The sequence below is a fragment of the Pseudomonas sp. PA1(2017) genome (assembly GCF_001945375.1).
Taxonomy (GTDB): Bacteria; Pseudomonadota; Gammaproteobacteria; order Pseudomonadales; family Pseudomonadaceae; genus Aquipseudomonas.
Window position 1 is genome coordinate 566,303 of record NZ_MSXU01000009.1, and the last position, 26,850, is coordinate 593,152.

25 protein-coding genes and 2 pseudogenes are annotated in these 26,850 nt (G+C 59.7%); 11 read left to right on the forward strand and 16 right to left on the reverse strand.

Annotation, left to right across the window (positions count from 1 at the left end; translation table 11 throughout):
* Positions 1–115: 115 nt before the first annotated feature.
* The 5 genes and pseudogenes from gspS2 to BVH01_RS09720 all read right to left on the reverse strand — a co-directional run bounded on the left by gspS2 (position 116) and on the right by BVH01_RS09720 (position 2,346).
* Positions 116–568 (reverse strand): type II secretion system pilot lipoprotein GspS-beta, encoded by a 453-nt coding sequence (gene gspS2 / locus BVH01_RS09705; protein WP_075930129.1) that lies wholly within the window; start codon positions 566–568, stop codon positions 116–118.
* Between the two features lie 78 nt (positions 569–646).
* Positions 647–1,228: a hypothetical protein gene (locus BVH01_RS09710; protein ID WP_075930130.1), complete on the reverse strand. Its 582-nt coding sequence runs from the start codon at positions 1,226–1,228 to the stop codon at positions 647–649.
* Positions 1,229–1,230: 2 nt separating this feature from the next.
* Positions 1,231–1,806 carry a hypothetical protein gene (locus tag BVH01_RS09715; protein ID WP_075930131.1) on the reverse strand — a complete coding sequence of 192 codons (576 nt, stop codon included), beginning with the start codon at positions 1,804–1,806 and terminating at the stop codon, positions 1,231–1,233.
* A gap of 22 nt (positions 1,807–1,828) precedes the next feature.
* Positions 1,829–1,939 (reverse strand): annotated as a pseudogene (locus tag BVH01_RS24965) (Cro/Cl family transcriptional regulator); the annotation flags it as partial.
* The gene (locus BVH01_RS09720; RefSeq protein WP_075930132.1) at positions 1,927–2,346 is read right to left on the reverse strand and encodes a hypothetical protein; all 420 of its coding nucleotides are present in this window, start codon (positions 2,344–2,346) and stop codon (positions 1,927–1,929) included. The gene BVH01_RS09720 and the pseudogene BVH01_RS24965, both read right to left, overlap by 13 nt.
* Before the next feature lie 441 nt (positions 2,347–2,787).
* Between BVH01_RS09720 and BVH01_RS09725 the strand changes: the two genes are divergently transcribed.
* Positions 2,788–3,051 carry a hypothetical protein gene (locus BVH01_RS09725; protein ID WP_075930133.1) on the forward strand — a complete coding sequence of 88 codons (264 nt, stop codon included), beginning with the start codon at positions 2,788–2,790 and terminating at the stop codon, positions 3,049–3,051.
* A 76-nt stretch (positions 3,052–3,127) separates the two neighbouring features.
* Here the strand turns inward: BVH01_RS09725 and BVH01_RS09730 are convergent, their stop codons facing one another.
* The 3 genes from BVH01_RS09730 to BVH01_RS09740 form a co-directional block, all read right to left on the reverse strand.
* Positions 3,128–3,364 carry a hypothetical protein gene (locus tag BVH01_RS09730; RefSeq protein WP_075930134.1) on the reverse strand — a complete coding sequence of 79 codons (237 nt, stop codon included), beginning with the start codon at positions 3,362–3,364 and terminating at the stop codon, positions 3,128–3,130.
* A gap of 179 nt (positions 3,365–3,543) precedes the next feature.
* Positions 3,544–3,807 carry a hypothetical protein gene (locus BVH01_RS09735; RefSeq protein WP_075930135.1) on the reverse strand — a complete coding sequence of 88 codons (264 nt, stop codon included), beginning with the start codon at positions 3,805–3,807 and terminating at the stop codon, positions 3,544–3,546.
* A 149-nt stretch (positions 3,808–3,956) separates the two neighbouring features.
* Positions 3,957–4,913 (reverse strand): GlxA family transcriptional regulator, encoded by a 957-nt coding sequence (locus tag BVH01_RS09740; RefSeq protein WP_075930136.1) that lies wholly within the window; start codon positions 4,911–4,913, stop codon positions 3,957–3,959.
* Between the two features lie 259 nt (positions 4,914–5,172).
* Here BVH01_RS09740 and BVH01_RS09745 point away from each other — a divergent pair, with 259 nt between their 5' ends.
* From BVH01_RS09745 to BVH01_RS24105, 6 genes are all read left to right on the forward strand, one after another.
* On the forward strand, positions 5,173–5,967 hold the full coding sequence (locus tag BVH01_RS09745; protein ID WP_075930137.1) for an outer membrane protein: 795 nt from the start codon (positions 5,173–5,175) through the stop codon (positions 5,965–5,967).
* 324 nt (positions 5,968–6,291) lie between these two features.
* Positions 6,292–7,461, forward strand: coding sequence for a GGDEF domain-containing protein (locus BVH01_RS09750; protein ID WP_075930138.1), 1,170 nt, complete (start codon positions 6,292–6,294; stop codon positions 7,459–7,461).
* A gap of 799 nt (positions 7,462–8,260) precedes the next feature.
* Positions 8,261–8,860 (forward strand): fimbrial protein, encoded by a 600-nt coding sequence (locus BVH01_RS09755; RefSeq protein ID WP_218189097.1) that lies wholly within the window; start codon positions 8,261–8,263, stop codon positions 8,858–8,860.
* 57 nt (positions 8,861–8,917) lie between these two features.
* The gene (locus BVH01_RS09760) at positions 8,918–9,652 is read left to right on the forward strand and encodes a fimbria/pilus periplasmic chaperone (protein WP_075930140.1); all 735 of its coding nucleotides are present in this window, start codon (positions 8,918–8,920) and stop codon (positions 9,650–9,652) included.
* A gap of 84 nt (positions 9,653–9,736) precedes the next feature.
* Entirely contained in the window at positions 9,737–12,355 is a 2,619-nt protein-coding gene (locus BVH01_RS09765) for a fimbria/pilus outer membrane usher protein (RefSeq protein ID WP_083659451.1), read from the forward strand.
* 88 nt (positions 12,356–12,443) lie between these two features.
* Positions 12,444–13,469 (forward strand): fimbrial protein, encoded by a 1,026-nt coding sequence (locus tag BVH01_RS24105; protein WP_168177273.1) that lies wholly within the window; start codon positions 12,444–12,446, stop codon positions 13,467–13,469.
* 158 nt (positions 13,470–13,627) lie between these two features.
* Here BVH01_RS24105 and BVH01_RS09775 read toward each other — a convergent pair whose 3' ends face one another.
* The 8 genes and pseudogenes from BVH01_RS09775 to BVH01_RS09810 form a co-directional block, all read right to left on the reverse strand.
* Positions 13,628–14,278 carry a methionine ABC transporter permease gene (locus tag BVH01_RS09775; protein WP_168172872.1) on the reverse strand — a complete coding sequence of 217 codons (651 nt, stop codon included), beginning with the start codon at positions 14,276–14,278 and terminating at the stop codon, positions 13,628–13,630.
* A pseudogene (locus BVH01_RS09780) lies at positions 14,262–15,302 on the reverse strand (methionine ABC transporter ATP-binding protein); the annotation flags it as partial. The pseudogene BVH01_RS09780 and the gene BVH01_RS09775, both read right to left, overlap by 17 nt.
* 55 nt (positions 15,303–15,357) lie before the next feature.
* Entirely contained in the window at positions 15,358–16,152 is a 795-nt protein-coding gene (locus tag BVH01_RS09785) for a MetQ/NlpA family ABC transporter substrate-binding protein (RefSeq protein WP_075930144.1), read from the reverse strand.
* A gap of 18 nt (positions 16,153–16,170) precedes the next feature.
* Positions 16,171–17,589: an LLM class flavin-dependent oxidoreductase gene (locus tag BVH01_RS09790; protein ID WP_075930145.1), complete on the reverse strand. Its 1,419-nt coding sequence runs from the start codon at positions 17,587–17,589 to the stop codon at positions 16,171–16,173.
* Positions 17,589–18,788 carry an SfnB family sulfur acquisition oxidoreductase gene (locus tag BVH01_RS09795; RefSeq protein WP_075930146.1) on the reverse strand — a complete coding sequence of 400 codons (1,200 nt, stop codon included), beginning with the start codon at positions 18,786–18,788 and terminating at the stop codon, positions 17,589–17,591. Before BVH01_RS09795 ends, BVH01_RS09790 begins: the two co-directional genes overlap by 1 nt.
* A 4-nt stretch (positions 18,789–18,792) precedes the next feature.
* Positions 18,793–20,037, reverse strand: a complete 1,245-nt coding sequence (locus tag BVH01_RS09800; RefSeq protein ID WP_075930147.1) for an SfnB family sulfur acquisition oxidoreductase — start codon at positions 20,035–20,037, stop codon at positions 18,793–18,795.
* Positions 20,038–20,146: 109 nt separating this feature from the next.
* Positions 20,147–21,376: an acyl-CoA dehydrogenase family protein gene (locus tag BVH01_RS09805; RefSeq protein ID WP_075930148.1), complete on the reverse strand. Its 1,230-nt coding sequence runs from the start codon at positions 21,374–21,376 to the stop codon at positions 20,147–20,149.
* Positions 21,373–22,335: an aliphatic sulfonate ABC transporter substrate-binding protein gene (locus tag BVH01_RS09810; RefSeq protein ID WP_075930149.1), complete on the reverse strand. Its 963-nt coding sequence runs from the start codon at positions 22,333–22,335 to the stop codon at positions 21,373–21,375. The genes BVH01_RS09805 and BVH01_RS09810 overlap by 4 nt, the downstream gene beginning before the upstream one ends.
* 371 nt (positions 22,336–22,706) lie before the next feature.
* Here BVH01_RS09810 and BVH01_RS09815 point away from each other — a divergent pair, with 371 nt between their 5' ends.
* The 4 genes from BVH01_RS09815 (at position 22,707) to BVH01_RS09830 (ending at position 26,636) form a co-directional block, all read left to right on the forward strand.
* Positions 22,707–24,023 carry an OprD family porin gene (locus BVH01_RS09815; RefSeq protein ID WP_075930150.1) on the forward strand — a complete coding sequence of 439 codons (1,317 nt, stop codon included), beginning with the start codon at positions 22,707–22,709 and terminating at the stop codon, positions 24,021–24,023.
* Positions 24,024–24,091: 68 nt separating this feature from the next.
* Positions 24,092–25,084: an aliphatic sulfonate ABC transporter substrate-binding protein gene (locus tag BVH01_RS09820; RefSeq protein WP_075930151.1), complete on the forward strand. Its 993-nt coding sequence runs from the start codon at positions 24,092–24,094 to the stop codon at positions 25,082–25,084.
* Between the two features lie 2 nt (positions 25,085–25,086).
* Positions 25,087–25,908 (forward strand): ABC transporter permease, encoded by an 822-nt coding sequence (locus BVH01_RS09825; protein ID WP_075930998.1) that lies wholly within the window; start codon positions 25,087–25,089, stop codon positions 25,906–25,908.
* Positions 25,905–26,636 (forward strand): ABC transporter ATP-binding protein, encoded by a 732-nt coding sequence (locus BVH01_RS09830; RefSeq protein ID WP_075930152.1) that lies wholly within the window; start codon positions 25,905–25,907, stop codon positions 26,634–26,636. The genes BVH01_RS09825 and BVH01_RS09830 overlap by 4 nt, the downstream gene beginning before the upstream one ends.
* Positions 26,637–26,850 lie beyond the last annotated feature (214 nt).

Below are 26,850 nucleotides of genomic sequence, written 5' to 3' on the forward strand. Positions count from 1 at the left end.
GGACAATAGATCACATGAGTTACATCTGTACCCACTGATGCGGCAGCAGCTGGCTGATGTCCTTGGACCGTGCCAATTAATGCCTCAGTCCAGGTGCCCAATCCGTAGCGGCAGCTCAGAGCCCAGATGCACGGCAGATATCAGCCGACACTGAGGCAGTGACCACGGTCGCGCCTAGGTTGTTGGCGTACACGTAGTCGTATGTCAGGCCCCCGTTCAGGGTCTTACGGAGCTCCGCGTCGGTGCAAGTGTGATTCATCAAATCAGAGCGCATTTCAGCTACCGCGTCTTCGGGGAATTCATCTCCGTCGTAGTTGATGAACGTGTAATGGAAGGTCACTAGGGCACCTGGCCCTGCCTCAGCTTTTTCGAGGCGGGTTTCGTCGTCGACCATGTTTGGCGCTTCCCTGTTCACCATGAAGGCAGTTGCCTCCGCTACCTTTGTAGCGCTCTCCAGTGCTTCAGCGGCCAGCTTTTCTGGGTCGCGGTCAATGTAGACGGCCTTGTAGGCGACCAGGCCGAACAGGGTGGCGGCGCTGAGCAGGTATATGACGAGTTTGCGATTCATGGTCGATCCTTGAGCGGCCAGCTAAGACGCTGGAAATCCTTTGAGTAATTCGTTACTGATTGATAATCATCTGGTAAATCATGGACAGGGGCTGAAAATCTGTATCACCTCTGAGCCAACCACGATGGGAACAGGACCGCTAGGGGCGTAGACATTGTGGACGCCGTATTCCTTCCGGCCGGTCCCTCTGGTGATCGTCGCATCTTTACCTGTCAGGTATGGCTGACCATTGCTGAGCAGCATCTTGATCACTTTGGCGCGGTATTCCGGATTGTTTTCCAGGGGAGCTCTGTGCACTTCGGTATAGGGGATCAGCGACACGGCCAGCTTGTCTTTGAAGACATAGAAATTCTGTCCGTCAGCATCACTGATGCACTTCACGTCCTCAGTTTTGATGACGTCTTTCTGCACGAAAGCCCCTTTTTCATAGTCCGTTAGATACAGGCTATCAGGCGTGAGAACGCTATACCCAGGCGTATATTTGCACCTGGCAACTCCATCAATGGCAAGCCAGCAGAAGCTAGTGAGCGCTGTATCGACAATCTGGTCGATCTTCAGGTCTCGCTTGATTTGCTCCCGGACTTCAGGTGATTTGTGCTCGATGTTCGTGCAGGCAGTAAGGAGGAGTGCAGTTGAAACGATGGCTATGCGGCGGAGCATCATCAGTCCTTGATCGTATTGGACGTGGTTGAGGCATCGGGTACCTGGCTCAGAGAGATGCCGTCCAGATTGTCTGCCTCGATGTGAACCTGCCGCTTACTGTCGATGCTGACGGTTACGGTGATTCCTTCATGCAAGGCTTTCTTCAGCGCCTCGGCGTCAGTCGAGCCTCGCAGGCAGATTCTGACAGGCTTGCCCTCAGTGAGAATCAGCGGCATTCGCTGCTTGGGAAATGGTTTGACTGCCAGCAGAAGAAACGCCCCGGACGCGCCGGCATACGCGATTACGTTGAATGTGTTCAGTATCAGCATGAACACGTCTTTGCGTGATATCGGTTCCGCGCTGACTCGGAACTCATAGATTTCTTTAGCTGAAGACCAGGTGATTGTTGCCGCACCTGCAAGCATGCACAAAAACAATAGACGCAGCGCGGAGCTGGCAACGACCGGCTTTGCACGCTTAGTGTGCTCAGAGAGCCACCTTCGAAAATTCTCGCGCTTATCGGGTCCAGATGAGCCGTAGTGCCAAGCGCCTGCCGCGATTACCGCGACCATCGAGAGGAGAAACTCGTAACTCATACACATCCTTGTTTTGTCGGGCTCACACCCGCGTCGCGTGCCAGACCAGCAGAGTCTTGACTTGGATATAGGTCTCGTCGATTCGAACGATCCGATCCTTGTGTGTCGGGTTGTCCGAAATCATCTCGAAGTGCGGTGTTTTATGGAATCGGCGGGAGCTTGCCGGGGAGCTTGGAGTATCCCCTGCCTATCCGGCTCTGGCAGATCAGCTTGAAGGATCCGTGTCTCGATCATCTGACGGATCGCGTCCTCATGAAACTTGATCGTGACCACGCCAAGGATCGCGGAAAGCCCGCCGTCATCCTCCAGAAAATCCAAGCCCTTTGCAGTTATTTGCGCAAACAGGACAGCTTGGATGCCGTCCATGTAGTCGGTGATTTTTGCGCGCACCAGTCCGTGCTCATGCAGGTATTTGCAACACCACGCCATGTCTTCGTTTTCATCGAAAATATCTGCCAGCCCATTGAAATCGACCTGCCTCGGATAGGCCGTGGCCAGCCTTTCGAGCACCGCTCGCTGAACAGATCTATCAATTCTCATCAGCCTGGTCTCCTGACCTTCGTTTCGAGCGAGCTCAAAACGATAGCACGGAGCGCCCGGCGCCCAGTTAGGCGTAAAGCCCTGAGAGGTGCTCTGTGAGCATGGGTTTAATGGTTGCCGCCATCCGGTATAGGGTCGAGTTGGGGCCATTTGCGCAGAGATTGAGGGCAGCGTTCGTTCGCTTCGACCGAGCTGCAGGGCAGTAAGGCAGGGTTACAAGCCTGATTGCAGCTATTGTCGCATAGCTGTGTCAGCAGTTGTATGGCGTCCTACGAACGTTTTGGTCTCTCCAGCGGCTGGCTGCACAGTGGCAAGTCGATTCTCGGCGCGCGGAGTGCCGTTCAGCTGAAAAGCTACAAAGTTTCCTGAATCCCCACCACATAGCCTCTGTCACTAATTACAGACGCGGTATTTCCCACGCATGTCGATGAGGTGACAGTAGTGAGATGCTTTATCTGTGGCGACGACGCCTGGTTGATTTCCAAAACGGGCACTTACGCGGCGTGTGACTGTCGCACCTGCGGGCTGTATCGAGTCGAAGGTGGCTGGTTCCAGGGCATCGCTGCTCCCGTACCTGCCGACGATTTCCGCGCCTTCCTGCAGTTGCAGCGCGAGGAAAGCCCGGATGACACGCCGGTGATCAGCAGCGAATCGGCCAAATCCTTGTTCGCGTTGAGCCAGCTCAATACCTCGCAGGCGATCTGACGGGCGTGGGCGGCTCTATGGCCGCCGCTCGTCTCTGTGCGCTCCAGGCCAAAGGATTACCTTCCCTCAGATTTTCTCAGGCGCTTTTGGAGCGAACGATACGGCCAGCCTTGATCTCGCCCGCATATTTGTTGAGCCGATCCTCGTCGTTGGTCAGTACTCCGACCATGCGCATAATGGCCCAGGCGTCCGCCTCATTTTCCGTCCCTCGCAAACGCTCGGCGATCTTCAACAGGTCGACGGAGACCCATCGCAGGTCTTCTGCAACGGCTTTCAGATCTTGCTTCAATATCTGTGTTTGGCGCTGGCCCATATGTACTCGTATGCGTTGAAATGGTGACGACCGTGTAGAGCGAACAGCGCTTCTGGCGGCTGCAAGAGTGACAGCGTTGCCACGTTGAGATCGCTGAGACTGGCATTTTACGCCATCGCCGGATCGTCCAAGAGCAGAGGTGGGCGGTAATTCGCTTGCCGGATTACCGCCATTGACATTTAAAGATCTTTCTTCAGTTCCTTGTCAATATGCTTGTCTGCCTTGTGCCGCTCCTTGCTGTCATGGTCGATGCCTTTGTCGATTTCCTCGGCGCTGTGATGCTCGCCTTTGTCTACCTCGTGGGCATCGTGTTTAGCATCCTTCTCGACATCCCGGGCCTCCTCGCGGATGCTCTTTTCGGCCGGGCTTTCTGCCATGGCCGCCGGGATGACCGTCGCAGAAACGAACAAGGCGACAGCCAGAGTGATGAGTGCTTTTGGCATAGTGATTCTCCATTTCTCTATGGGCAGCCCTTTATGGGGCTGTACACCTTGCACTCTAGTTCAGGAAAACGAGGGCCGACGTGCATCCAGTCGGTTTGCTCGAGTGCATGGCGCCTCGGTTGTGCTGCCGCGTGAGGTGCACGCTAATTTCAACTGGCTCGAAAGTGCTCACGGTGCTCCTTGGGCGTCACGCCAAATGCTTTGGTGAAGCGCCGAATCAGCGTGGCTTCATTATTGAATCCAGTCTTGCAGGCCACCTCCTTGAGCGGCCTGTTCGAGGTCACCAGGAGATGCCGGGCGGCGTCCAGGCGCAGTTGTTCGACCATCTTCTTCGGCGTGCGTCCTGTTTCCGCCGTGTATTTGCGAATGAACGTACGCTCGGTCATATTCATGAAGTTGGCCAGCATTGAAATCGACAGATCCATATCGAGGTTTCTGGTTATCCAGGCGTGTAGATCGGAAAAGTGACTGCTTTCAGCCTGTAACTTCAATGACGAGCTGAATTGTTCCTGATCGCCGGGGCGCTTCAGAAACATCACCAGATGCCTCGCCACTGCCAGTGCCACGGAGTGCCCCAGGTCTTGTTCAACCAGAGATAGTGCCAGGTCGATGCCTGAAGTTATGCCTGCGGACGTCCAGATATTGCCATCTTTGATGTAGATGGGGCCTCGCTGTACGGAGACGTCAGGGAACCGCTGCTCCAACTCGTCGTAGGCTGACCAGTGCGTAGTCGCCTTCAGCCCTTTCAACTTGCCGGCGGTTGCCAGTGCGAACGTGCCGATGCACACACCAACCAGGCGCTGCGCCTTGTTCATGTGTGCCACGAGTTCGATGAAACGCGGGGATTTGCACAGTTCATGAATCCCCAACCCACCAGGAATGACCAAGGTATGCGGCTTCGGCGTTTCAGCATCGAGCAGGCTGGTATTCAATGACAGTCCTGAAAACACGTCGGTTCTCTCTTCCAGTGCGATAACCGATATTGAATAGGGCGGTCTGGTCGACGGCGCAAACATGTTCGCTGCAAGAAAAACGTCGAGAGGGCCTGCAAGGTCGAGCAGGCTGATGCCGGAATACGAAACAATTTGTATCGACTTACTGGGCACAGGGCAGTCCTTGTAATCTGATTACTACCCGCCGCCTGCCGGACTGGCGAGAACAATCAATTTTTTGTCCATTAGGCGAGCATCAATGGCTTTATTGTTACAGCTCAATTTTGAACAGTGATTTGCTCAGATAAGCAACTGTTCGAAGCTACATCTGACGTGTCGCGCTTCCAGTACAACGATAACCCACGGTTACCCGTTTCGTTGCCTATCTGGTCTGGCCCACGGAAGGGTCTTGGAACTATATAGGAAGCTTACGATGCGCTTGCAACCCACTCTTTTAATCGCCCTCGCCACGCTGAGCCTTGTCGGGCCGGCCAACGCGAGCGCCTACGATAGCTGGGAGGGGTTCTACGGCGGCCTGTCCATCGGGCAACGCACGCTGATTGCCGATTGGGCACAAACCGGCCTCTACGACACCGAGGGTCCGTATCTCATGGACAGCCACTTCACCCGTAGCTCGCGTGATCGGGCTGCCTACGCGGGCGTTTATGCGGGCTACAACTGGCTCATCAGTAGTCAAGTGATTGCCGGCGTCGAACTGTCCGCCGGCTATGCCGGCAATGAATCCTCGGCCAATCCCCTCTACCTACCGCCGACCCCTGTTTTCGACGGGGTGCTGCCAACCGCTGCCGCTACTACCCTGAAGTCCGATTGGGATGCAAAACTGCGGGGCCGGCTGGGCTATATGGTTACGCCGACTACGCTGCTGTATGGCGCGGCCGGTGTTGCGGTCACCCAGCTCAAAGCGACGACCACTTGTAGGGGGCCGATAGGCTTTGTTTGTTTCGGCCCTGACCGTAAGGAAACCGTTTCCGAGACGCTATTTGGCTGGACCGCTGGCGTCGGCGTCGAACACGCCTTGTCGGATCGCGTGCTGGCCCGCGCCGAGTACAGTTATACAGACTATGAGCGCGCTTCGTTCATGGCCCAGCGCTCCGGAAAAGACGACTACGATTTCGCCTCTGGTTCGGGTAGCGCCGCAGCGGGCATCAGGGGGAGGGCCGACTTGACAACCCAGGCGCTCAGCCTCGGCCTGACCTATCGCTTCTGATAGGTGATAGTGCTCTGGCGAGTTGGTCAGCAAAAATCCAAGACCCGCAAGGCGCGGGATTGGGTGTTTGAAGGCCGGCCATACGAGTGCTTGCTAGGGTTTCTCACTGTGCCATCCGAGTGCATTGGAATGGCTTTGAACCCGAAGCGCTGGTCTATTGCGACAACGGCCCACTGAGAGGCAAATGCCATTCAACGCGGGCCTTCAATACGATTCGCAACATCAAATGGCTGTACCGAATGCCCGGTAGGCATCTTTCAGCGATCACGCCCTGCCAGTCCTCCCGTGTTCGGTCCTAATCGTACTCTCACCTGCGCGAACTCCATGGTCACTACCGTCATTATCGGCATGCTTTGCGTGTACCTGCTGTGCTTTTGCGTGATGTTCTTGGTGATCAGCACACGTCTTGCCGACCAGAAAATGGGCATGGACGTGTTCGCGCTGGGTAACCTGTTGCTAGGGCTTGCCTATATGCTTCAGCTATTGGGTGAAGCACCTGGCTGGAGCGCGATGAGCGTCGTCAACCACACCCTGACGCTGTGCGCACCCGTCACCTATGCCATCGGCGCCATGCGGTTCTTCAAGCGTCCAACACCGGTGCTGCGCCCGCTGCTCGCCTTGGCTGTCACTTACACAGTCGCTCAAGTGCTGGTGCATCTAGCGCTAGGCAGTGAAGCACGCCATGCACTGCTGGCCGGTTCCTGTGCGCTGCTCTTCCTGCTGATGTCGTGTGCAGCGGTGCACGCCAGCCGGACTTTTGCTAGGGATTTGCGGGTTGAAATGCTGGTAATTGCCGCGCTGATCCGTGGCATCTGCGTGCTGAACGCCGCCAAGTTCATGATGATCGTTGGCGGTGGTCTGGCCGCGCTGGACATGGGCGGCAACTTTCAGAAAATCTTCTATTTGTATATGTCATTCCTCGCTACGGTGTTGCCGCCCTGCGCGGTATGGCTGGTGCTACGCCGTCTTACTGATCAGCTACGCAGCCTGGCGGCCCGCGACCCGCTAACGGGCCTGCTCAATCGGCGTGGGCTGATGGACGTTCTGGAAGCACACTTTCGCTCCGGTACTGCAGAACCTGGCTTTCTACTGATCGTCGACATCGACCAATTCAAACGTATCAACGATACCCACGGCCACAAGACGGGTGACCTGGTGTTGTGCCATGTCGCCGATACGCTCAAGCATGCCGCCCGCCAGGGCAATCTGATTTGCCGGCTGGGGGGCGAGGAGTTCGTGGTGGTCGCATTTGGTTCTGACAAAGCAGTTGTGCTTCAACTGGCAGAGCGCATGCGTGCAGAAATCGAAACTCTTGAGCTGCGCAGCTCTGATCGAAAGCAGTCAATCCGTTGTACTGTGACCATTGGGGTTTCGGACTCGTTCGCCAGCACGCAAGCAGTTGATGAGTGTTTGCAACTGGCGGATTCTGCGCTTTATCGAGGAAAGCGAGCAGGGCGTAACCGGGTCGAGTGGCGGCCGGCACACGATCTCTGAAGTTGCACGAAAGTCGCCGAGTGAATCGTGAGCGTGGCAACGCATAGCATACAGGCAGCGTTTAAGAATTGTGAGTCAGCATTCCGGCTGGGCTGGCAACCCAGCCGACTTTCAAATACTGCCTCAGCAGGTTCGGCAGGTTAATTCAGCGTTTTCTCATCGCGGACACTACCGTTAACAACGGCCAAGACCAAGATCTTGAGTGTCGTCTTGAATTTCTCCAACTCTCATAAATAAGTATGGCGATGCGGAAAAGCCGTAATTCTCGGATTGTTCCCTTCTTGGCCATAGCCGCCGCAAGCGCAATAATTTTTGCAGAACATGCAGCGTTCGTTATCGATCAGAGTGATCGATTGCAAACCGCAGGTATTGCGCTGCTTACTGAAAGGTAATCAAAGAAAGGCTGGTTTGGTGCGATAACGGATGTCGTATGAGTTAGCTTGATACTAATAAAAAATGATCGCCGCTCAAGGTTTTAGAAAACCGCTCGATCTGGGTAAGTTGGCCGACGAGATGACTTCGTCAATTTTTAGATGATGCGTGGAATTAGCGAGTTGTCCGCCAATTATTAAGTAATGTTCTGGCAGGAATCATCAACTTTTTGTCCGCTTGAGGCGTGTCGGTAGCTCTATCTTTAGGGTCTTGTTGTTGAGTGCTTGATTTGCTTTTGCAATGAGTTGCATCAAATTTTGCATATCGAGATGAGATTCTGTTGCCGAGCGTGGAGGTGTATCGATAGTTGAGCGAGTTTCAAGATCTAACCTGTATCAAAGTTTAATTGTAGGCGGCAGTCGACTCTGTGACCGATCACTACGAGGTGGCTGCCGATGCAGTACATAAATTACATATCAGTGGAAAATATATAATGAAACTAAAAAGCTTGTCGCTGGCCCTAACCGCCGCTGCCTCCGTACTGGTATTCGGCTCGGCAATGGCCTCCGACGGAACGATCACCATCAATGGCTCGGTGACTGGCAATACGTGCACCGTGACGGGCAACGGAGCTGGCGGTGATATCACGGTCAACCTGGATCGCACAGGTACCAACACCCTTCATGCTGCGGGTCAAACAGCCGGGTTCAAACCCTTTACCATCACGCTGAGCGACTGCACTGCTGCTGGTCTTGTCAAGGCGGGCTTCGAGGCGGGCGCGACGACCAATATCGCCACTGGTCGTTTGAAAGTGTTGCCGGCCGCTGACGCGGCAAGCAACGTAGAACTGCAATTGCGTAACCCCGACAACTCCGTCATCAAAATTGGCGACAGCAGCACCATCCAAGGCACAACCGTCGAGAATGGTACGGCCACTCTGGACTATCTCGTCGGTTACTACGCGACAGGTGCCGCAACGCCGGGTACTGCAAACAGCACCGTGACTTACAGCATCATCTATCCGTAACGGATGGCACAGGAGGGGGCTTTCCCCTCCTGGCTCAGATCGTCATTCGAGGGCGCAATGGGAAAAAAAGTACGTCTTTTTTCAATTTTCGTCGGTATGCTCTTTGGCAGTATTATGACTCTGCCGGCATCCGCGACAATCGTTTTGAGCAATACACGAGTGGTTTACAACGCCAGCGATGCCGAAACCAGTGTAAGGCTTGTCAACAATGGAGCAAGCCCGTCCATTGTTCAGTCCTGGATTGATGACGGCGAGATCAATCAAGATCCCAGTCAGCTCAAAGTTCCATTCATGTTGATGCCACCCATGGCTCGGGTCGAGCCAGGCCAAGGGCAAACATTGCGACTGATGTATACCGGTGAGCAACTGCCCGGCGATCGTGAGTCGATCTATTACCTTAATGTGCTGGAAATCCCCCCGAAAGCTAATGCCAAAGAGGGGGAGAACTATGTGCAAGTCGCGCTGCGTACCAGAATCAAACTTTTCTTTCGGCCTGATAGGCTTCAGGGAAGGTCAATCGAAGCTCCAGCGAAAATGACCTGGTCCATAGTTGAAGACCATGGTGTCGCTTACCTCAAAGCTTCGAATCCTACGCCTTATCACGTCTCTATGAGTGAAGTGGCCTTGGATGCAAACGGCAAGCTCACTCAGGTAGGAGAGGGCATGGTTGCTCCGTTGCAAGCGCTGAGTCTAAAACTGAACGAGCGACCAAGCAGGGGAGCCAGAGTAAGACTGTCGGCGATTGACGATTTTGGTGCAGTCCGGGTGGTCTATAGCGACTTACAGCCGTAACGGCTCAAGAAAATAATACGAGTGATTCTCTTATTATAGGGACGCTTTCAAGAGCAAGGCTCTGCAGTCATCTCCAGGATTTCTATGAATGAATTATCGAATGTGTCAGGTTCACGACGCATAGTTCGCAGTGTCTATCGTTTAGGTTTTTCATTGCTATCGATTGTCGCCAGTCAATATGCGAATGCCAGGGAAAACCACGAATTCGAAGAGTCATTTCTGCAGGGCGGAGTTGGCGCCAGCGAGCTTGCGAAATTTTCAAGAGGCCATTTGGTCGAGCCGGGAACTTATTCGTTGGACATTGTTGCCAACGACATAGCGATTGGCCGCGACATGGTCGATTTTTACTTGCTACCGGGCGATGAGAGTGCAACACCGTGTCTGACTTATGAATTACTGGGGCGCATCGGTGTCGACGTGCTCAAACTTCCGAGCATTGCTCCGGAGGCTCAGCAGTCCTGTGTCGATCTCGAAGCCAGCGTTGACCTGGCCAGTGTGTACTATGATAGCGCTGAGCATCGGCTGAACATTAGCGTGCCACAGGCTTATTTACGCCGTAATGTCCAGGGATATGTTGATCCCTCCCAATGGGACAGGGGCGTTACCGCAGGGCTCCTAAATTACAACTACAACAGTTTCTACAGCAGTCGGCAGCGAAGCGGCACGCAAAATTACCTTGGTTTGACAGCTGGCTTCAACCTGGGGGATTGGCGTCTGCGCTCGATTTCCTCGTATGAGCGGAACGATGACGATAGCCGCTGGCAAAATCGCCAACTGTATGCCCAGCGAGATATAAAGACGCTCAAATCCCAATTGACGCTTGGTGATCTATCGAGCAACGGTAATTTGTTCGACTCGTTTTCCCTGCGCGGTGCACAACTTTCAAGTGATGATCGGATGCTGCCGGATTCCCTCAGCGGCTATGCTCCCGTGGTTCGCGGGCAGGCAAATAGCAACGCCAAGGTGACGGTTACGCAGAATGGCTACACCATCTACGAGACGAACGTGGCGCCTGGGCCCTTTGAAATCAAGGACCTCTATCCGTCTGGTTACGGCGGCGACCTAAACGTGGAGGTCACCGAGGCCGACGGCCAAGTTCGCAAATTTTCAGTACCTTACTCTTCGGTCGTTCGTTTACTGCGACCAGGGGCCTACCGCTATAGCGCAGCGATAGGACAGTATCGTGATGGGTTCGATACCAAATCAGATCAACCAGTGGGGCAATTCACCTACGAGCACGGGTTGAGCAACATGTTCACCGCCTACGCCGGATTGCAAGGCACCCGCGGCTATCATTCGCCGATGATCGGTACGGCCATGAACACGCCTGTCGGCGCATTCGGCCTTGATGTCGCCCATGCGACCACCAAACTTCCCACGCATTCGGCAGCTGGTGCTGGAACGCAGACAGGAAAGAGCGCACGCCTGTCATTCAGTAAGACACTACCAGAGACTGGTAGTACCGTTTCGATTGCAGCCTACCGCTATTCCACCAGTGGCTTTTACAACCTTTCAGATGCCGTATTGGCGATGAACGACGAACGCAGGAGATTCTCCGTCGATACGCGCTCCTATGGTGAAAGCGAGGCCAGCTATTCATTGGACAGATACAAAGATCGGGACTTTCAGTTAAAGCGCCAGCGCAGCACCATGCAATTGACGCTGAACCAATCCCTGGGCGACAAGGGATCGATTTTCATGACTGGAATTCGGCGCAACTACTGGGGCCATTCAAAACCTTCCACGCAGTACCAACTGGGCTACAACGGGAGCCTTCGCCATTTGAGCTATTCGGTGTCGGCTATGCGTTCCACCGACTCCCAAGGCAAGGGCAATAACGAGGTTTATGCAACGCTCTCGATCCCGATCGGCGCTCGTACGACTGCCTCCTCTACTGCCAGTTTCAGCGACAAAGGATCAACGGTTCGAGGCGTTCTGAATGGAACGGCAGGTGCGAATAACCAATATACATGGGGCACCAGCGCAACCAAGGATCACGATGACAATGGTGCTGTTGGTGCACATGGGAGTTACCGGGGCTCCAATGGCATGCTCAACGCTTCACTTGGGCGTGGTGAGGACTATCGACAGGCTTCTTTAGGGGTTAGCGGTTCTGTTGTAGGGCATTCTGGCGGCATCACGCTGGGTCAGCCCGTCAGTGAAACGCTGGCAATCATCGAGGTGCCGGGAGCGCAGGGGGCCTCGGTAGTCTCTCAAAATGGTGTGAAAGTCGATGGCCGAGGCTATGCGGTCGTGCCTTATCTGACACCCTACCGTCGCAATAGAGTCGAAATCGATCCCAAAGGGACTTCCTCCTATGTGGAGTTGAGATCGACCAGTAAAGAGTTGGTGCCTACAGCGGGTGCCATCGTAGTCAAGAAATTTGAAACGGTCAGCGGTCAGGCAGCCGTTATCGACTTGCAACTTCCGAAAGGTGTTTCAGTACCCTTTGGTACTCAAGTATCGACGGTTGAAGGCACCAGCGTCGGGGTTGTCGGACAGGGCAGCAGGGTGATCGCTCGTGGCCTCGACGGCAGTGGGTCGCTGATCATCAGGTGGGGGGAGTCTGCCGATCAGCAATGTCAGGTTTTCTATACCTTGGCACCACCAAGGAAAAATGTAAGCCGAACTCGTTTCGAACACCTCAGCGCGCCCTGCACACCGCCGCGTACAGAAATGCCTGTTGCGATGAGTGAGCATTGAAACACATGGGTATCGGATTAAATGGAATTCTCGCGTTTCGAAATCGGCATCGGGTTATGCCGCGGACGTGAAGTGGGAGATTAGAAGCTTGCATTATTTAAAATTAGTTTGTCGCGCGTTTTTCGGCGTGTTGGAAACCAAGACTCGCTTGAGTATTCTGCTTGGTGGCAGTGCGATGCTTTCGTTGATGTCGTTCACACAATCTGCCTCTGCTAACTGCATACTCGAGAGTGAAACCTCTTACATAAATGTCACCTTGCCTGATAATTTATCCATCCCAGTCAATGCACGCTATTCTCCTGGGGATATTCTTTGGGATAGTCAATGGGTTCCGGGCACGTCCAGGCCTCGGAGTCATTGCTTTACAGTGACAGAAGTCCGTTGGCCTCTCGCTCCTTTGCAAGCAACAAGTCTTCCGAATGTCTACCAAACGGCTGTGCCAGGAGTTGGTATTCGGGCTTATGTAAACGAGTTGGGTAGGGTATTAACGCATCCTGCACGTACTGATCGATCCGGTGCTGGAATCGCCTATGGCCCGCAGTCTGGGGCGGGCCGTGTTCAGTTGATCTATACAGGGCCGGTGAGAAGCGGCCAACTACAACTGCCGGTGATTTTGGGCGCCGAGTACTACGGCGATGCCATGACCGCACAGCTTAGCCTGAACAACAACAACGCATCCGTGACGGCGGGTACTTGCGAAGTCACCACCCCCAATATCAACGTATCCATGCCCGCAGCCTCCACTGAACGTTTCCCTGCCGTAGGCTCGAGCTATGGTCGCACGCCATTTGTCATTGGAATCAACTGTAATTCAGCAGTTGGGCTGAACGTTACGCTCACGGACTCCAGTAATTCCGGTAATGATTCGGACATACTGTCGTTAACTCCCGGATCGAGTGCCAGAGGCATCGGTTATCGGGTAAGACACAATGCGTCGGTGGTTCGTTATGGCCCCGATTCGGCTCTGGCAGGCAATCCGAATCAGATTCATGTTGGCACGGCCTCAGCCGCAGGATATGTGTCGATTCCGTTCACCATAGAGTACGTCAATACCGACACCGTTCGAGCTGGCAGCGCTAACGCGATGGCAACGTTTACCATGAGTTATCAATAAGACAGCATGGGCAATACAGTTGGTGAACGGCTCACTACGACGCAGTTATTTCGATCCCATAGCAAGATTCGAAAGTTTCTAACAGGCGTTGAGTGAGCAGCCTCGAGCCAAAAAGACCCCGGAAATCCGGGGTTTTCATGTGCAGTGACAACTCCACCTCACCGCTTATTCAGCCGCTGCGCCAATCGATCCCCACCTAACTGAATGAAGCTGACCATCACCACCAATACGACGATCACCGTCAGCATCACCTGTGTGTCGAAGCGCTGGTAGCCATAGCGATAAGCCAGATCACCCAGGCCGCCTGCGCCAATGGCGCCGGCCATGGCGGAGGAGTTGATCATGGTGACCAGGGTGATGGTGAATCCGCCGACGATGCCAGGCAGGGCCTCGGGCAGCAGTACGTGCCAGACGATATGCCGGCGGCGGCAGCCCATGGCCTGGGCGGCTTCGATCAGACCGTGATCCACCTCGCGCAGGCTGACTTCGGCGATGCGCGCGAAGAACGGTGTAGCGGCGATGGTCAGCGGCACCACGGCGGCCCAGACGCCATAGGTGGTGCCGACCACCAAGCGGGTAAAGGGAATCAGCGCAACCATCAGGATCAGGAAGGGGATGGAGCGGAACAGGTTGACGATGGCGCCGAGCACGCGGTTCAGCCGCGGCGCCTCGAAGATGCCGCCGCGGCTGCTGGTGACCAGAAATACCGCCAGCGGGATACCGGCCAGCAGGGCGAGCACGGAGGACACGCCGACCATCAGCAGGGTGTCGAGCAGGCCTTGCCACAGGCGTTCAAACAGCAGCGACATAACCCAGTACCTCCACATGGTCGGCCAGCGCGCGGGCGTTTTCGATCAGCGCTGCATGGCCGAGAGCTGACGGGCCTACGGACAGGATCAGGTGGCCCACGGCGTGACCCTGAATCTGTTCCAGGCTGGCGTCGAGCAAGGTGGCGCGGCCGCCCAGGGCCGCGCTCAGTGCCGGCAGGTCCGGTTCCAGGCCCGTGCCGGCGAAGTGCAGGCGCAGCACCAGGTCGTCGCGCTCGCCGGGTGAGTCGTGCAGACGCTGTTGCAAGCTCGCCGGCAGGGCATGTTGCAGCGGTGCCAGCAGGGTGCGGGTGACCTCGTGGCGTGGCGCGCCGAATACCTGCCACACCGGACCTTGTTCCACCACCTCACCGCGTTCCAGCACCACCACGCGGTCGCAGATCTCGCGAATCACCGCCATCTCGTGGGTGATCAGCACCACGGTCAGGCCCAGACGCCGGTTGATCTCGCGCAGCAGGCCGAGGATCGCCTGGGTCGTTTCCGGATCCAGAGCGCTGGTGGCTTCGTCGCAGAGCAGAACCTGAGGGTCGTGCACCAGGGCGCGGGCGATGCCCACGCGTTGCTTCTGTCCGCCGGAGAGCTGCGCCGGGTAGGCGCCGTGCTTGTCCGCCAGACCCACCAGTTCGAGCAATTCACGCACCTTGTGCTGGCGGGTTTCGCGCGCCACGCCGGCAACCTTTAGCGGCAGCTCGACGTTCTGCCAGACGGTTTTGGCGGACATCAGGTTGAAATGTTGGAAGATCATGCCGATGCGCCGGCGCAGCGCCACCAGGGCGTCATCGTCATAGCCGGCGATGTCGCTGCCATCGATCAGCACGCGGCCGCTACTAGGCCGCTCCAGGCGATTGATGGTGCGCAGCAGCGACGATTTGCCCGCGCCGCTGCGGCCGATGATGCCGAACACTTCGCCGCGCTCGATCGACAGCTCGATGTCATGCAGCGCATGCACCGGGCCCTGGGCGCCCTCGTAGGTCTTGCCCAGGCGCTCGAAGCGCAGGTGCGCCTGAGCGATGCGGCTGGCTGCGGCGGCTTGCTGCAGGTGGGGATCGAAGCCGCTCATGTCAGCTCTCCCAGCCGGCCTGGTAGAGGTTGCCGTGTGCCTTGTCAAGCGCAGCGCGCACTGCTGGTGAGTGCTGGTAGATATCGATGAACTTGAGCAGTCGCGCGTCCTGCGCCTTCGCCGGTTGGGCGACGAACTGGATGATGTACTCGGGATGGTCGACGCCATCGAACAGCAGGGCCGAGGCCGGATCGAAGGTCTTGGCCAGGCGAATGTAGGCCGGATAGCCCTGCACCAGATCGACCTCGTCATAGGCGCGCACCAACTGCACGGCTTCCAGTTCGATGATGCGGATGTTCTTCGGATTGGCGGTGATGTCCTGCTGGGTCGCCTTGTAGCCGACGCCGGGCTTGAGTTCTATCAGCCCGGCCTTTTGCAACAGTTGCAGGCCGCGCCCACCATTGACCGGGTCGTTGGCGATGGCCACTTTGGCACCATCCGGGAGGCTGGCGAAATCCTTGTGTTGCTTGGAGTAGAGGCCGACGTTGTTGATCACCCCGCGCGCCACCGGCACCAGGTCGTAACCGCCCTCGGCCTTGGCGTTTTCCAGAAAGGGAATGTGCTGGAAGTAATTCACGTCAATGTCGCCATTAGCGAGGCTGACGTTGGGGGCGATCCAGTCGGTGAACTCGATCAGTTCCACCTCCAGCCCCTGTTTCCTGGCTTCGGCCACGGCCACTTCCAGCGGTGGGGCGAATGCCGCGGTGGTGCCCAGCTTGAGAGCGGGCTCGGCCTGGGCCAGGGTGCTGGCCGTGAACAGAGCGACGAGGGTCAGGGTTTTCAACGGTTTGAGCATGGCGGCGTCCTTGTGGGGTCAGAGCAGGTTCAGCGCATTGGCGCTGAGGTTTCGCAGTTCATGGGGGATGGCGTTGGCGTGTTGCAGGCGGGCAGGGTCGCGCCAGGCTGCAGCCGGATGATCGGCCGGCAGCCTGGGACCCTGGCCGAACAGCTTGTGGCGTAGGGCTCCCTGGGCGTAGGCGGTCTTGTAGCGGCCGCGCTGTTGCAGCTCGGGAATCACCAGGTCGATGAAGTCGGCGTAGCTTTGCGGGGTAACGATGCGCGTGAGGTTGAAACCGTCCAGGCCGGTGGCGTCGATCCAATCGACCAATTGATCGGCCACTTGGCCGGGCGAGCCGACCAGCACTGGATAGCGGCCGCCCAGGGCGTGCTGTTCCAGCAGGCGACGCTTGGTCCAGCCGGTGAAGGTCTTGACCACCGATTCGATGGCGTTGGTCTTGCGCGCCATGATCGGTTCGTCGAGGCCAAAGGCCGCCAGGTCGATACCGGTGGAACTGGAGAAGTGGGCGATGCCGGCTTCCGGGCTGGCGTAGCGCAGGTACTCGGCGTGCTTGTCGCGGGCCTCGGCTTCGGTGGGCGCGACGATCACGGCGATGCCCATGAATACCTTGATCGCGTCGCCCTTGCGCCCGGCCGCCACGGCGCTGGCCCGCACCTGCTCGACCTGGGCGCGCGCCGCCTCGACGCCATTACCGCCAATGAACACGCATTCGGCGTGCTGGCCGGCGAAGCGCGAGCCGCGTGCTGACGAACCGGCCTGGAACAGCAGCGGCGTACGCTGTGGCGACGGCTGGCTGAGGTGGTAACCCTCGACCTGATAGAACTCGCCGTGGTGGCGCACCTTGTGCACCTTGCCGGGCTGGGCGTAGACACGTTGCTGGCGGTCGGCGAGCACGGCGTCGTCCTGCCAGCTGCCTTCGAGCAGCTTGTAGAGCACCTCCAGATATTCGTCGGCCTGGTCGTAGCGGCGGTCGTGCTCGACCTGCTGGCTCAGACCCATGGCCTTGGCCGCGCTTTCCAGGTAGCCGGTGACGATGTTCCAGCCGATGCGGCCATTGCTCAGATGATCGAGGGTGGAGAGCCTGCGGGCGAAGGTGTACGGCGCCTCGTAGCTGAGGTTGGCAGTAACCCCAAAGCCGAGGTGCTGCGTGACGCCGGCCATGGCGGAGACCAGCAGCAGCGGGTCGTTGACCGGCAGCTGGATGGCCTCCTGCAGCGGCAAGTCGATGCCGTTCTGGTACACGTCGTAAACGCCGAGGATGTCGGCGATAAACAGACCGTCGAACAGCCCGCGCTCCAGCAGTTGGGCCAGATCGGTCCAGTAGCTCAGCTGGTTGAAGTTCACCGACTGATCGTCGGGGTGCGTCCACAGGCCGTGATGGATGTGCCCGACGCAGTTCATGTTGAAGGCGTTGAGAAGAATCTGTTTGCTCATCAGATGGTCCCCCGACGCGGCGGTAGGCGATCGTTGAGGTAGAAGTCGCCCACGGCGTGGTACTTCCAGCGCACCGGGTCGTGCAGGGTGTGGGTGCGGGCGTTGCGCCAGTGGCGGTCGAGGCCGTGTTCGGCCAGGGTGGCGCGACTACCAGCCAGTTCCAGCAGCTTGCTGCCGAGCAGCAGCGAGGTTTCCGTGCTGATGGCCCGGGCCTCGGCTACGGCAATCGATGCGGCGGCCACGCTGTCGGCATCTGGCGCGGCCTGGGCGCGGTCGACGAATTCGCCGGCCCGCTCCAGTAGCGCTTCGGTTGCGGCCAGGCGCACGCGCAGCTTGCCGATTTCCTGCTGGGTCAGTGGGTCTTCACTGGCCTTTTCGATGCCGGCGTCGATCCACGGCCGCGACTTGTGCCGCACGAACTGCAGCAGGTCCTCGTAGGCGCCACGGGCGATGCCGGTGTCGATGGCGGCGTGCAGCAGTTGGGCGAAGGGGCCGACCGTGGTTGGGCGCTCGAAGGCACTCTGGAATGGCAGCACGTCATCGGTGTCCACCGCCACGCCGTCGAACACCACGCTGCCGCTGCCGGTGGTGCGCTGGCCGAAACCGCTCCAGTCGTCGATCACCTGCAGGCCGCTGGCGTGGCTCGGCACGAAGGCGAGAAAGCCGATGCCGTTTTCATCGATGGCCAGGGTCGGGATGCGTTGAGCGAACAGGGCGCCAGTGCAGTAGAACTTGCGCCCGTCGATGCGGTAACCATCGGCGATGCGGGTCAGGCGGGTGGTGCGGTCCAGCGCCGTTTTGGTGCCCAGTTCGGCCAGGGCATTGCCAAAGCGCTCGCCGGCCAGCACCTCGGCATACAAGCGGCGCTGCTGCGCCTGGCTGCCGTTTACCCGCAGCACTTCCAGGGCGTAGAAATGGTTTTGCGGAATCTGCCCGAGCGAGCCGTCGGCCTGGGCGATACGGGCGATGACCTTGGCGATGGTGACGCTAGCCAGGCCCGGCCCGCCAAAGGCGGTGGGCACGCTGATGCCCCACAGGCCGGAGTGAGAGAACTGCGCCAGTTCGGCGTGGGGTAACTGCCGATCGCGGTCACGCTCGGCGGCGCCGTCGGCGAAGCGCTCGGCCAGGCGCTCGGCGACGGCAAGGGCTTGGGCGTCGTCGCGCAGTAGCGGCACGCCAGGTTGGGTGTGGGCGTTCATGGGCTCAAATCCAGGAGTGGCGGTTGGGGCGGGTGCCGTTGAGGTGCCAGGCGCCGATGGCGTGGTACTTCCAGCGCACCGGGTCGTGCAGGGTGTGAGTGCGGGCGTTACGCCAATGGCGGTCGAGGCCGAACTCGGCCAGGGTGGCGCGGCTGCCGGCTAGCTCCAGCAGCTTTTCGCTGGCCTGCAGGCTGAGCTCGGTGCTCAGCGCCTTGGCTTCGGCCACGGCGATGGAGGCCCGCGCCGCGCCGTCGGCATCGATAGGTGCGGCGGCCACTTCATCGAGCACCCGGCCGGCCTTGTGCAGCAGCGCTTGCGCGGCGTGCAGTTCGATGTGCAGGCGACCGACGTCGGCGATCACGTACGGGTCGTCACCGGCGCGCTCGACCTTGGCATCGATCCATGGCCGGGATTTTTCGCGCACGAAGGCAATGGCGTCGCGCACCGCGCCATCGGCAATCCCGAGATCGATGGCCGCCTGAATCAGCTGGGAAAACGCGCCCTGGATGCTTGGCTTGTCGGCCAAAGGCCACAGCGGCACGAGGTCGTTCTCATCGACTTCTACCTCATTGAGCAGCACGGTGCCGCTGGCGGTGGTGCGCTGGCCGAAGCCGGACCAGTCGTTGACGATACGCAGGCCCGGCCGGCCGCGCTGGATGAAGGCCAGCCACGGGCGGCCCTGATCATCCAGCGCCTTGGCGGTGACCCAGTGGGCGAACAGGGCGCCGGTGGAGTAGAACTTCTCGCCACTGAGCAGCCAGCGCCCGTCGCGCTGGATCAGGCGTGCGCGCAGATCCAGGGTGTGCTTGCTGCCACGCTCCGGGCCGCCGTTGCCGATGCGCCAGCCGGCCAACACGCTGGCGAACAGGCGCCGCTGTTGCGCTGGGTTGGCAGCAGCGTGCAGCAGGCCGAGCAGGCCGAAGTGGTTTTGCGGAATTTGCCCGAGCGCCGGGTCGACGGCGCTGATGATGCGAAACACCTCGGCGATGGTCACGTACGACAGCTGAGGGCCACCGAAGACGCGCGGCACGGCGATGCTGCCCAGGCCACTGGCGGTGAAACGCTCAACCAGCTCCCACGGCAGGCGCCGCTCACGGTCACGCTGGATGGCGCCGGCTTCGGCGGCGTTGGCCAGGGCGTGTGCGGCCTCCAACGCGTCGGCGTCGCTGGACAGAATGGCGGCGGGGTGTAGCGGTGGGGCGACGTCCTGATCGGATGCGCTGTCCTCAAGGGTAATCGGACGTGTCATGTGAACCTCATCGTGTGGATGTACCGCAGGAGCGCGGGGATGGGCGCGCCACGGCGAGAAAGCTAGGCTCCGGTGGCCCGCTGGCGGACAGCGTGCGTAACGAGCACGATCAGCTGTAAAGCGAGGGTTGCGGGCCCTGGCCGCTGAGCAGCCAGTGACCGAGGTCGCGTACCTTGTAGTCGATGGGATCGTGCAGGCTGTGCACCCGCACGTTGCGCCAGAAGCGATCGAAGCCGTATCGCGAGCTGGTGGCGCGGGCGCCCATGTTCTCGAAGATCTGGCTGGTGATATCCAGGGCAGCACGTACTGCCACCACCTTGGCCTCGCTGATGGCCAGAGCGACCTCAGCGCGCTCGGCGGCGGTAAGTGCGGATTTTTCCCAGGCGCTCTGCAAGCGTTGTGCGGCTTGTTCGGCCAACGGAAGTGCGGCGCGATAACGCAACCACAGCTCGCCGTAGCGGTGCTGGATGAATGGGTCATCGCTGGCCTGGGCCACGCCGGAGGCCGGCCAGGCGCGGCTCTGTTCGCGGGTGTAGCGCAGCGCGGCGTCCAGCGCGCCCTGGGCGTTGCCCAAGTAGAGCTGGGTGAGGATCAGCTGTGACAGGCACGAGCGCAGGGTGGTGCGCGGGCTGGGGCCGACGGGGCCGAGCAACTCGCTGCTGTCCACGAACACCTGCTCGAACTGCACGGTGCCGCTGTCGGTCTGGCGCTGGCCGAAGCCGTCCCAGTCCTGATTCACCGCCAGGCCTTCGCGCTGGCTGGGCAATACGATGAACACCCGATCATCGGGTTTCTTGCTGCGCTGCACGCCGATTACCAGGGCATCGGCGCCCAGAGCGCCGGAGCAGAACGACTTGCTGCCATTGAGCTCGAAGTGCTCCTCGCGCTGGGTAAGATGCAACCCCACGTCGCGGCCATTGGTGGCGTTGCCCCAGAACCAGTTGTCCTGCGCGGTGCGGGTCAGCCATTGACGCTGCTGCTCGGGGCTGCCGAACAGCTGGATGGTCGCCACCTGCAAATGCTGGAAGGCGAACAGGTGGGCGAGCGAGCTGTCGGCGGCGGCGAGGTAGCGCACGATGCGATAGATCTCCGGCCAGGCCACGCCCTGGCCGCCGTACTGCTGCGGCACGGCGAGGGTCAGCAGACCGCTGCCCCGCAGCAGATCGCGTTCGGCCTGCGCGCTGCCGCCGGCACGGTCGCGCTCCACGACGCTGGCGGCCAACTGCCGTGCCAGGTGTTCGACCGTGGTGCTGCGGCTGCCGAAATCCGCCGGGAACAGATGCGCGGCGAACAGCGGTTCTTCCGGCTGGCGGGAATGAGCGAGTGCCTGGCTGATCATGGTGCCGGGCTCCAGATGTTCACCTGGCGGGCGTCCACAGCCTTGGGTAGCAGCCCGGCCGCGAGGAAGGCATCGGCGATCTTCTGTTGCTCGGCAAGGCTGTCAGGCTTGACCAGACGTACCTGATAGCTGCGTTTGGCATTGGCCTTCTCGACGATGGCGGGAGCCAGGTTGCCCCACAGCGGGCCCAGCACCTCGGCGCCTTGGCTCGGGTTGGCGCGCAGCCAGTCGCCGGTCTTCACCAGTTCGGCGAAGACGATCTGCAGCACCTGCGGATGATTCCTGGCGAAGCTGGCGCTGGTCAGGTAATAGCGTTGGTAGTCGGCCAGGCCTTCGCCATCCGCGAGGATGCGTGTGGGCAGTTGCTGCTGGGCACCACTGAGAAAGGGCTCCCAGGTCACCCAGGCATCGACCTTGCGATTCTCGAAAGCGGCGCGTCCGTCGGCGGGTGTCAGGTAGGCCGGCTCGATGTCGCTGAACTTCAGGCCTGCCTTGGCGAGCGCGGCGATCAGCAGATAGTGCACGCCGGCAGCCTTGGTGACGGCGACCTTCTTGCCCTTGAGGTCGGCCAGGCTCTTGATCGGTGAATCCTCGCGCACCACGATGGCCTGGGCGTGAGGCGAGGGTGCCTCCTGGGCGAAGTAGGCGAGGTCGGCGCCGGCTGCTTGAGCGAACACCGGCACGGTGTCGGCGACATCCGCGGACAGGTCGATATTGCCCACATTGAGCGATTCGAGCAGCGGTTGACCGCTGGGGAACTCGTGCCAGCTGATGGTGACGCCCTGATCGGCCAGCGCCTTTTCCAGGGTGCCCTGGCTCTTCAGCAGACTGATCAGGGTCGATGATTTCTGATAGCCGATGCGCAGTTGTTCAGCCGCATTGGCAAGCGGCGCAGCAGCCAGGCCGAGAACCAGTAACAAGGCAGTGACGGGGCGGTGCAGGGTGTGCGGCAATGACATGGCAGGACCTCGACAAAAACGCGTGGCGGCCATGCAGGGGACGATCACACGTACTTCATGAATGAGCGATAGAAGTCCGGTGGTCCGGTGTCGAGAAGCTAATCGATATAAAAAGTGATTAATAAATAATTTTTAGATATTAGCTTAGGTCGATGAACTCGCCCGTTTGATATGCAAAATAGTTACTACAAAGTGAAAAATAATTCTTTTTAGGGATTACCAAAGCTCTCGTAAATTAGCCACCAGCCGACAGCGGACCACCGCATCGGGCCCGAACCAGGGGCTCTCTGCCAACGTCTTCGTGTCGGTGATGTCGAGCCCCTGTGCCGTGCCCGTTCATAACAGCACACCCTTGCACTGGAGCATCGAGCATGAACAAGTCCACCCTGGCATTGGCCGTCGCCCTGGCCGCTCTGGCCACCGAAGCGAGCGCCGCTGGCTTCATCGAAGACAGCAAGGCCAGCATCGGCCTGCGCAATTTCTACTACGACCTCAACACCAAGAACACCGCCAACAACAATGGCGAGGCGCAGGAGTGGGGGCAGGGTTTCATTTTCAACTACGCCTCCGGGTTCACCCAGGGCACGGTCGGCTTTGGCGTCGATGCCATCGGCCTGCTCGGCGTGAAACTCGATTCCGGTGGCCGGGCTGGCAAGGCCGGCCGTGATCGCACTCCAGGCCAGCTGTTCCCGCTCGATAGCGACGGCAGCGCGGTGGACGACTACAGCAAGGCCGGCGTGACCGCCAAACTGCGGCTGTCCAAGACCGAGGCGCGTATCGGCACGCTGCAGCCCAAGCTGCCGGTGGTGACCTTCAACGATGGTCGTCTGCTGCCGCAGACCTTCGAAGGCGGGCAGGTGACCTCCAGCGAGATCGACGGCCTGACCCTGACCGCCGGCCAATTGGAAAGCACCAAGACCCGCAGCTCCACCGACGACATCGGCCTGCGTATCGCTGGCGCCTCGGGCGAGGCCGACTCCAACAAGTTCTATTTCGCCGGCGGCGACTGGAAAGCCACCAAGGACCTGACGCTGCAGTACTACTACGGCAATCTGGAGGATTTCTACAAACAGCACTTCCTCGGCCTGGTACACAACTGGGCCATCGGGCCGGGTTCGCTGAAGAGCGACCTGCGTTACTTCGACAGCAATTCCGATGGCAAGAACGGCAGCGCAGCGGGGCGCGCCCAGGGTTACACCAGCACCGGCTACTACGGCAACGGCGTGACCGCCGGCGAGGTGGACAATCAGACCTGGAGCGCCTTGTTCACCTACACCCTGGGCGGCCATTCCGCCGGCCTGGGCTACCAGCAGGTCGAAGGCGACAGCGCCTTCCCGTTCCTCAACCAGGGTGGCGGCTCGTCGTCCTACCTGATCACCGATCGGCAGATCGGCAAGTTCGCCAGTGCCGGAGAGCGCACCTGGGTGGCCGAATATGCCTACGACTTCGCCAAGCTGGGCGTGCCGGGCCTGAAGGCCAGCGTCGCCTATCTCAAGGGTGACAACGTCGATTCCGTCAGCGGTGACCTCAAAGAGTGGGAGCGTGACCTGCGCCTGGATTACACCCTGCTCGACGGGCCACTCAAGGGCCTGGGCGTGTCCTGGCGTAATGCGACCCAGCGCGGCAACGTCGCCACCGATGCCGACGAGAATCGTCTGATTCTAAGCTACACCCTGACGCTGCTGTAAGCCGCCCGTAATCGCCATGAGCTGGCGGGCGGTATTGGTCCGCCAGCGTCGTTCACAAGGACAAGATCATGAAAAAAACCGCTTTGCGTGTCGGGCTCGCCGCCCTGTTCGCTGCCTGGCTGCCCATCGCCGCCTACGCCGCGCCGCCCAGGGAAGTACGCCTGGACTACGCCTATTACGCGCCCACCAGCCTGGTGCTCAAGCAGCAAGGTTTGCTGGAAAAAGCGCTCGAGCCCCAGGGCATCAGCGTCAAATGGGTCTTCAGCCAGGGCAGCAACCGCTCGCTGGAATACCTCAATGGCGGTAGCACCGATTTCGCCTCGACCGCCGGCCTGGCCGCGGTGCTGAGCCGTGCCAATGGCGCGCCGATCAAGACCGTCTACGTGGCCAGCCGTCCGGAATGGACGGCGCTGGTGGTACCCAAGGATTCGCCGATCCAGACCGTGGCTGACCTCAAGGGCAAGAAGGTGGCGGCCACCAAGGGCACCGATCCCTTTCTGTTCCTGCTGCAGAGCCTGCAGAAAGCCGGGCTGAACAAGAACGACGTGGAGATCGTCCACCTGCAGCACCCCGATGGCCGCGTGGCCCTGGAGCGTGGCGACGTGCAGGCCTGGGCCGGGCTCGACCCGCTGATGGCGTCGAGCGAGTTGCAGGCCGGTTCGCGCCTGCTGTATCGCAATCGCGATTTCAACAGTTACAGCGTTCTCAGCGTGACCGAAACCTTCGCCAAGCAGCAGCCAGCGTTGATCGAGCAGGTCATCGCCGCCTATGAGCAGGCCCGCCAGTGGGCCATTGCCAACCCGGATGCCTTGGCCCAGTTGCTCGCCGAGGAAGCCAAGCTGCCGCTGGAAGTCGCCAAGCTGCAGCTGTCGCGTACCGACTTCAGCAACTCGCAGCCAGGCGCCGAACACATCAACGCACTGAAGGCGGCGGCGCCGATCCTGCTCGAAGAGGGGCTGGTGCGCCCGGGTACCGACGTCGCCGGGGTGGTCGATCAACTGATCACGCCGCAACTGGCGGCCAAAGTGATCGCTCGCTCCGTGGCCAAGGCAGGTAACTGATGATGAGGGCGCTAGGGCTCGTCATCAGCCGCGGCCTGCCCACCTCTCGGCCCAGGCTGAACGACCTGCGTGGCTGGGTGGTGCCGCTGCTGTTGCTGGCGCTGCTGGAAACCCTGGTGCGCACCGGCGTGCTGCCGAGCCACCAGATGCCGGCGCCCAGTCAAGTGGCCCAAACGCTGTACCTCTTGGCGCAAAGCGGCGAGTTGTGGCGTCATCTCAGTGCCAGCCTGTTGCGGGTCGGGGCCGGCTTCGTGATCGGCGCCGCGCTGGCCATCGTCATCGGCACCTGGGTCGGGCTGAGCCGGCGCGCCGAGGCGTATCTGGAGCCGACCTTCCAGGCGCTGCGGGCGATTCCCAGCCTGGCCTGGGTGCCGTTGTTGCTGCTCTGGCTGGGCATCGACGAAACGCCGAAGATCGTACTGATCGCCCTGGGCGCATTCTTTCCGGTGTACCTGGCGCTGCTGGCCGGTATCCGCAACATTGATCGCAAGTTGGTGGAAGTGGGACAGCTCTACGGCCTGCCGCCACTGACCCTGGTGCGCCGAATTCTCTTGCCGGCTGCGCTGCCAAGCCTGTTCACCGGTCTGCGTGGCGCGCTGAGCCTGAGCTGGATGTTCCTGGTCGCCGCCGAACTGATCGCCGCTACTCGTGGCCTCGGTTATCTGCTCAGCGATGGTCGGGAAACCTCGCGCCCGGATCTGGTGATCGCCGCCATTCTGCTGCTGGCGCTGCTCGGCAAACTCAGCGACAGCCTGCTCAAAGCCTGGGAAAACCGGGCCCTGCGCTGGCGTGACAGCTATCAGGGTGGGGAGGGTGGAGCATGAATACGCTTTTGCAATTACAGAGTATTCATAAGGCTTTCGCCGATGTGCGGGTGCTCGAAGACGTCAGCCTGAGCCTCGCTCCCGGCGAAGTGGTCAGCCTGCTCGGCCCCAGCGGCTGCGGCAAGAGCACCTTGCTGCGCATCGCCGCGGGGCTGGATCGTGCATACCAGGGCGATTTGCAGCTCGGCGCACACCTGCCGCGCGGGCGCGGCAATGGCATCGGCGTGGTGTTCCAGGAGCCGCGGCTGATGCCCTGGTTGAGCGTGGCCCAGAACGTCGGCTTTGCCGATGGCTGGATCGCCGAGGACAAATGGGTGCAACAGCTACTGCGTGACGTCGGCCTGCAGGGGCGCGGTGATGCCTTGCCCAAGCACTTGTCCGGCGGCCAGGCGCAGCGCGTGGCGATTGCCCGGGCGCTGTACGGCAAACCCCAGGTGCTGCTGCTCGATGAGCCGTTCAGCGCGGTGGATGCCTTCACGCGGATGAAATTGCAGGACCTGGTGGCCGAACTGGCTGCCCGCTACGGGATTGCCGTGCTGCTGGTCACCCATGACCTGGACGAGGCGTTCTACCTGAGCGATCGCGTGCTGATTCTCGGCGGTGCGCCCAGCCGTTTGCAGCGTGAGCTGGCGGTGCAGTTGCCGCGTCCCCGTGATCGACGTTCGCCACAGCTGGGGCAGTTGCGCGGTGAGGCGCTGACGGAGCTGTACCAATCCCATGCGCTATAGCAGCGCAGTATCTGTGGGGAGCGGGCCATGACCGCGAAAAATCACGGGCATGGCCCGTTCCCACCGGTAAAACAACAATCTCTAATAGCACGTGTGCATGCCCAGAAAGATCATGAGCAGGTGCTTATGGCCGTGTTGCAGCCAAAGGAAATAAAACCCGGCATGCAGACCCTGAGCAGGCTCCAAGCGCCCGCCGTTCCGGGCGGGCGCTTGG

Excerpts from the sequence above, each read along its gene's own strand:
- gspS2 (WP_075930129.1), bottom strand. The coding sequence starts at position 568 with ATGAATCGCAAACTCGTCATATACCTGCTCAGCGCCGCCACCCTGTTC.
- BVH01_RS09710 (WP_075930130.1), bottom strand. The coding sequence starts at position 1,228 with ATGCTCCGCCGCATAGCCATCGTTTCAACTGCACTCCTCCTTACTGCC.
- BVH01_RS09715 (WP_075930131.1), bottom strand. The coding sequence starts at position 1,806 with ATGAGTTACGAGTTTCTCCTCTCGATGGTCGCGGTAATCGCGGCAGGC.
- BVH01_RS09720 (WP_075930132.1), bottom strand. The coding sequence starts at position 2,346 with ATGAGAATTGATAGATCTGTTCAGCGAGCGGTGCTCGAAAGGCTGGCC.
- BVH01_RS09730 (WP_075930134.1), bottom strand. The coding sequence starts at position 3,364 with ATGGGCCAGCGCCAAACACAGATATTGAAGCAAGATCTGAAAGCCGTT.
- BVH01_RS09735 (WP_075930135.1), bottom strand. The coding sequence starts at position 3,807 with ATGCCAAAAGCACTCATCACTCTGGCTGTCGCCTTGTTCGTTTCTGCG.
- BVH01_RS09745 (WP_075930137.1), top strand. The coding sequence starts at position 5,173 with ATGCGCTTGCAACCCACTCTTTTAATCGCCCTCGCCACGCTGAGCCTT.
- BVH01_RS09750 (WP_075930138.1), top strand. The coding sequence starts at position 6,292 with ATGGTCACTACCGTCATTATCGGCATGCTTTGCGTGTACCTGCTGTGC.
- BVH01_RS09760 (WP_075930140.1), top strand. The coding sequence starts at position 8,918 with ATGGGAAAAAAAGTACGTCTTTTTTCAATTTTCGTCGGTATGCTCTTT.
- BVH01_RS09765 (WP_083659451.1), top strand. The coding sequence starts at position 9,737 with ATGAATGAATTATCGAATGTGTCAGGTTCACGACGCATAGTTCGCAGT.
- BVH01_RS09775 (WP_168172872.1), bottom strand. The coding sequence starts at position 14,278 with ATGTCGCTGCTGTTTGAACGCCTGTGGCAAGGCCTGCTCGACACCCTG.
- BVH01_RS09785 (WP_075930144.1), bottom strand. The coding sequence starts at position 16,152 with ATGCTCAAACCGTTGAAAACCCTGACCCTCGTCGCTCTGTTCACGGCC.
- BVH01_RS09790 (WP_075930145.1), bottom strand. The coding sequence starts at position 17,589 with ATGAGCAAACAGATTCTTCTCAACGCCTTCAACATGAACTGCGTCGGG.
- BVH01_RS09795 (WP_075930146.1), bottom strand. The coding sequence starts at position 18,788 with ATGAACGCCCACACCCAACCTGGCGTGCCGCTACTGCGCGACGACGCC.
- BVH01_RS09800 (WP_075930147.1), bottom strand. The coding sequence starts at position 20,037 with ATGACACGTCCGATTACCCTTGAGGACAGCGCATCCGATCAGGACGTC.
- BVH01_RS09805 (WP_075930148.1), bottom strand. The coding sequence starts at position 21,376 with ATGATCAGCCAGGCACTCGCTCATTCCCGCCAGCCGGAAGAACCGCTG.
- BVH01_RS09810 (WP_075930149.1), bottom strand. The coding sequence starts at position 22,335 with ATGTCATTGCCGCACACCCTGCACCGCCCCGTCACTGCCTTGTTACTG.
- BVH01_RS09815 (WP_075930150.1), top strand. The coding sequence starts at position 22,707 with ATGAACAAGTCCACCCTGGCATTGGCCGTCGCCCTGGCCGCTCTGGCC.
- BVH01_RS09820 (WP_075930151.1), top strand. The coding sequence starts at position 24,092 with ATGAAAAAAACCGCTTTGCGTGTCGGGCTCGCCGCCCTGTTCGCTGCC.
- BVH01_RS09825 (WP_075930998.1), top strand. The coding sequence starts at position 25,087 with ATGAGGGCGCTAGGGCTCGTCATCAGCCGCGGCCTGCCCACCTCTCGG.
- BVH01_RS09830 (WP_075930152.1), top strand. The coding sequence starts at position 25,905 with ATGAATACGCTTTTGCAATTACAGAGTATTCATAAGGCTTTCGCCGAT.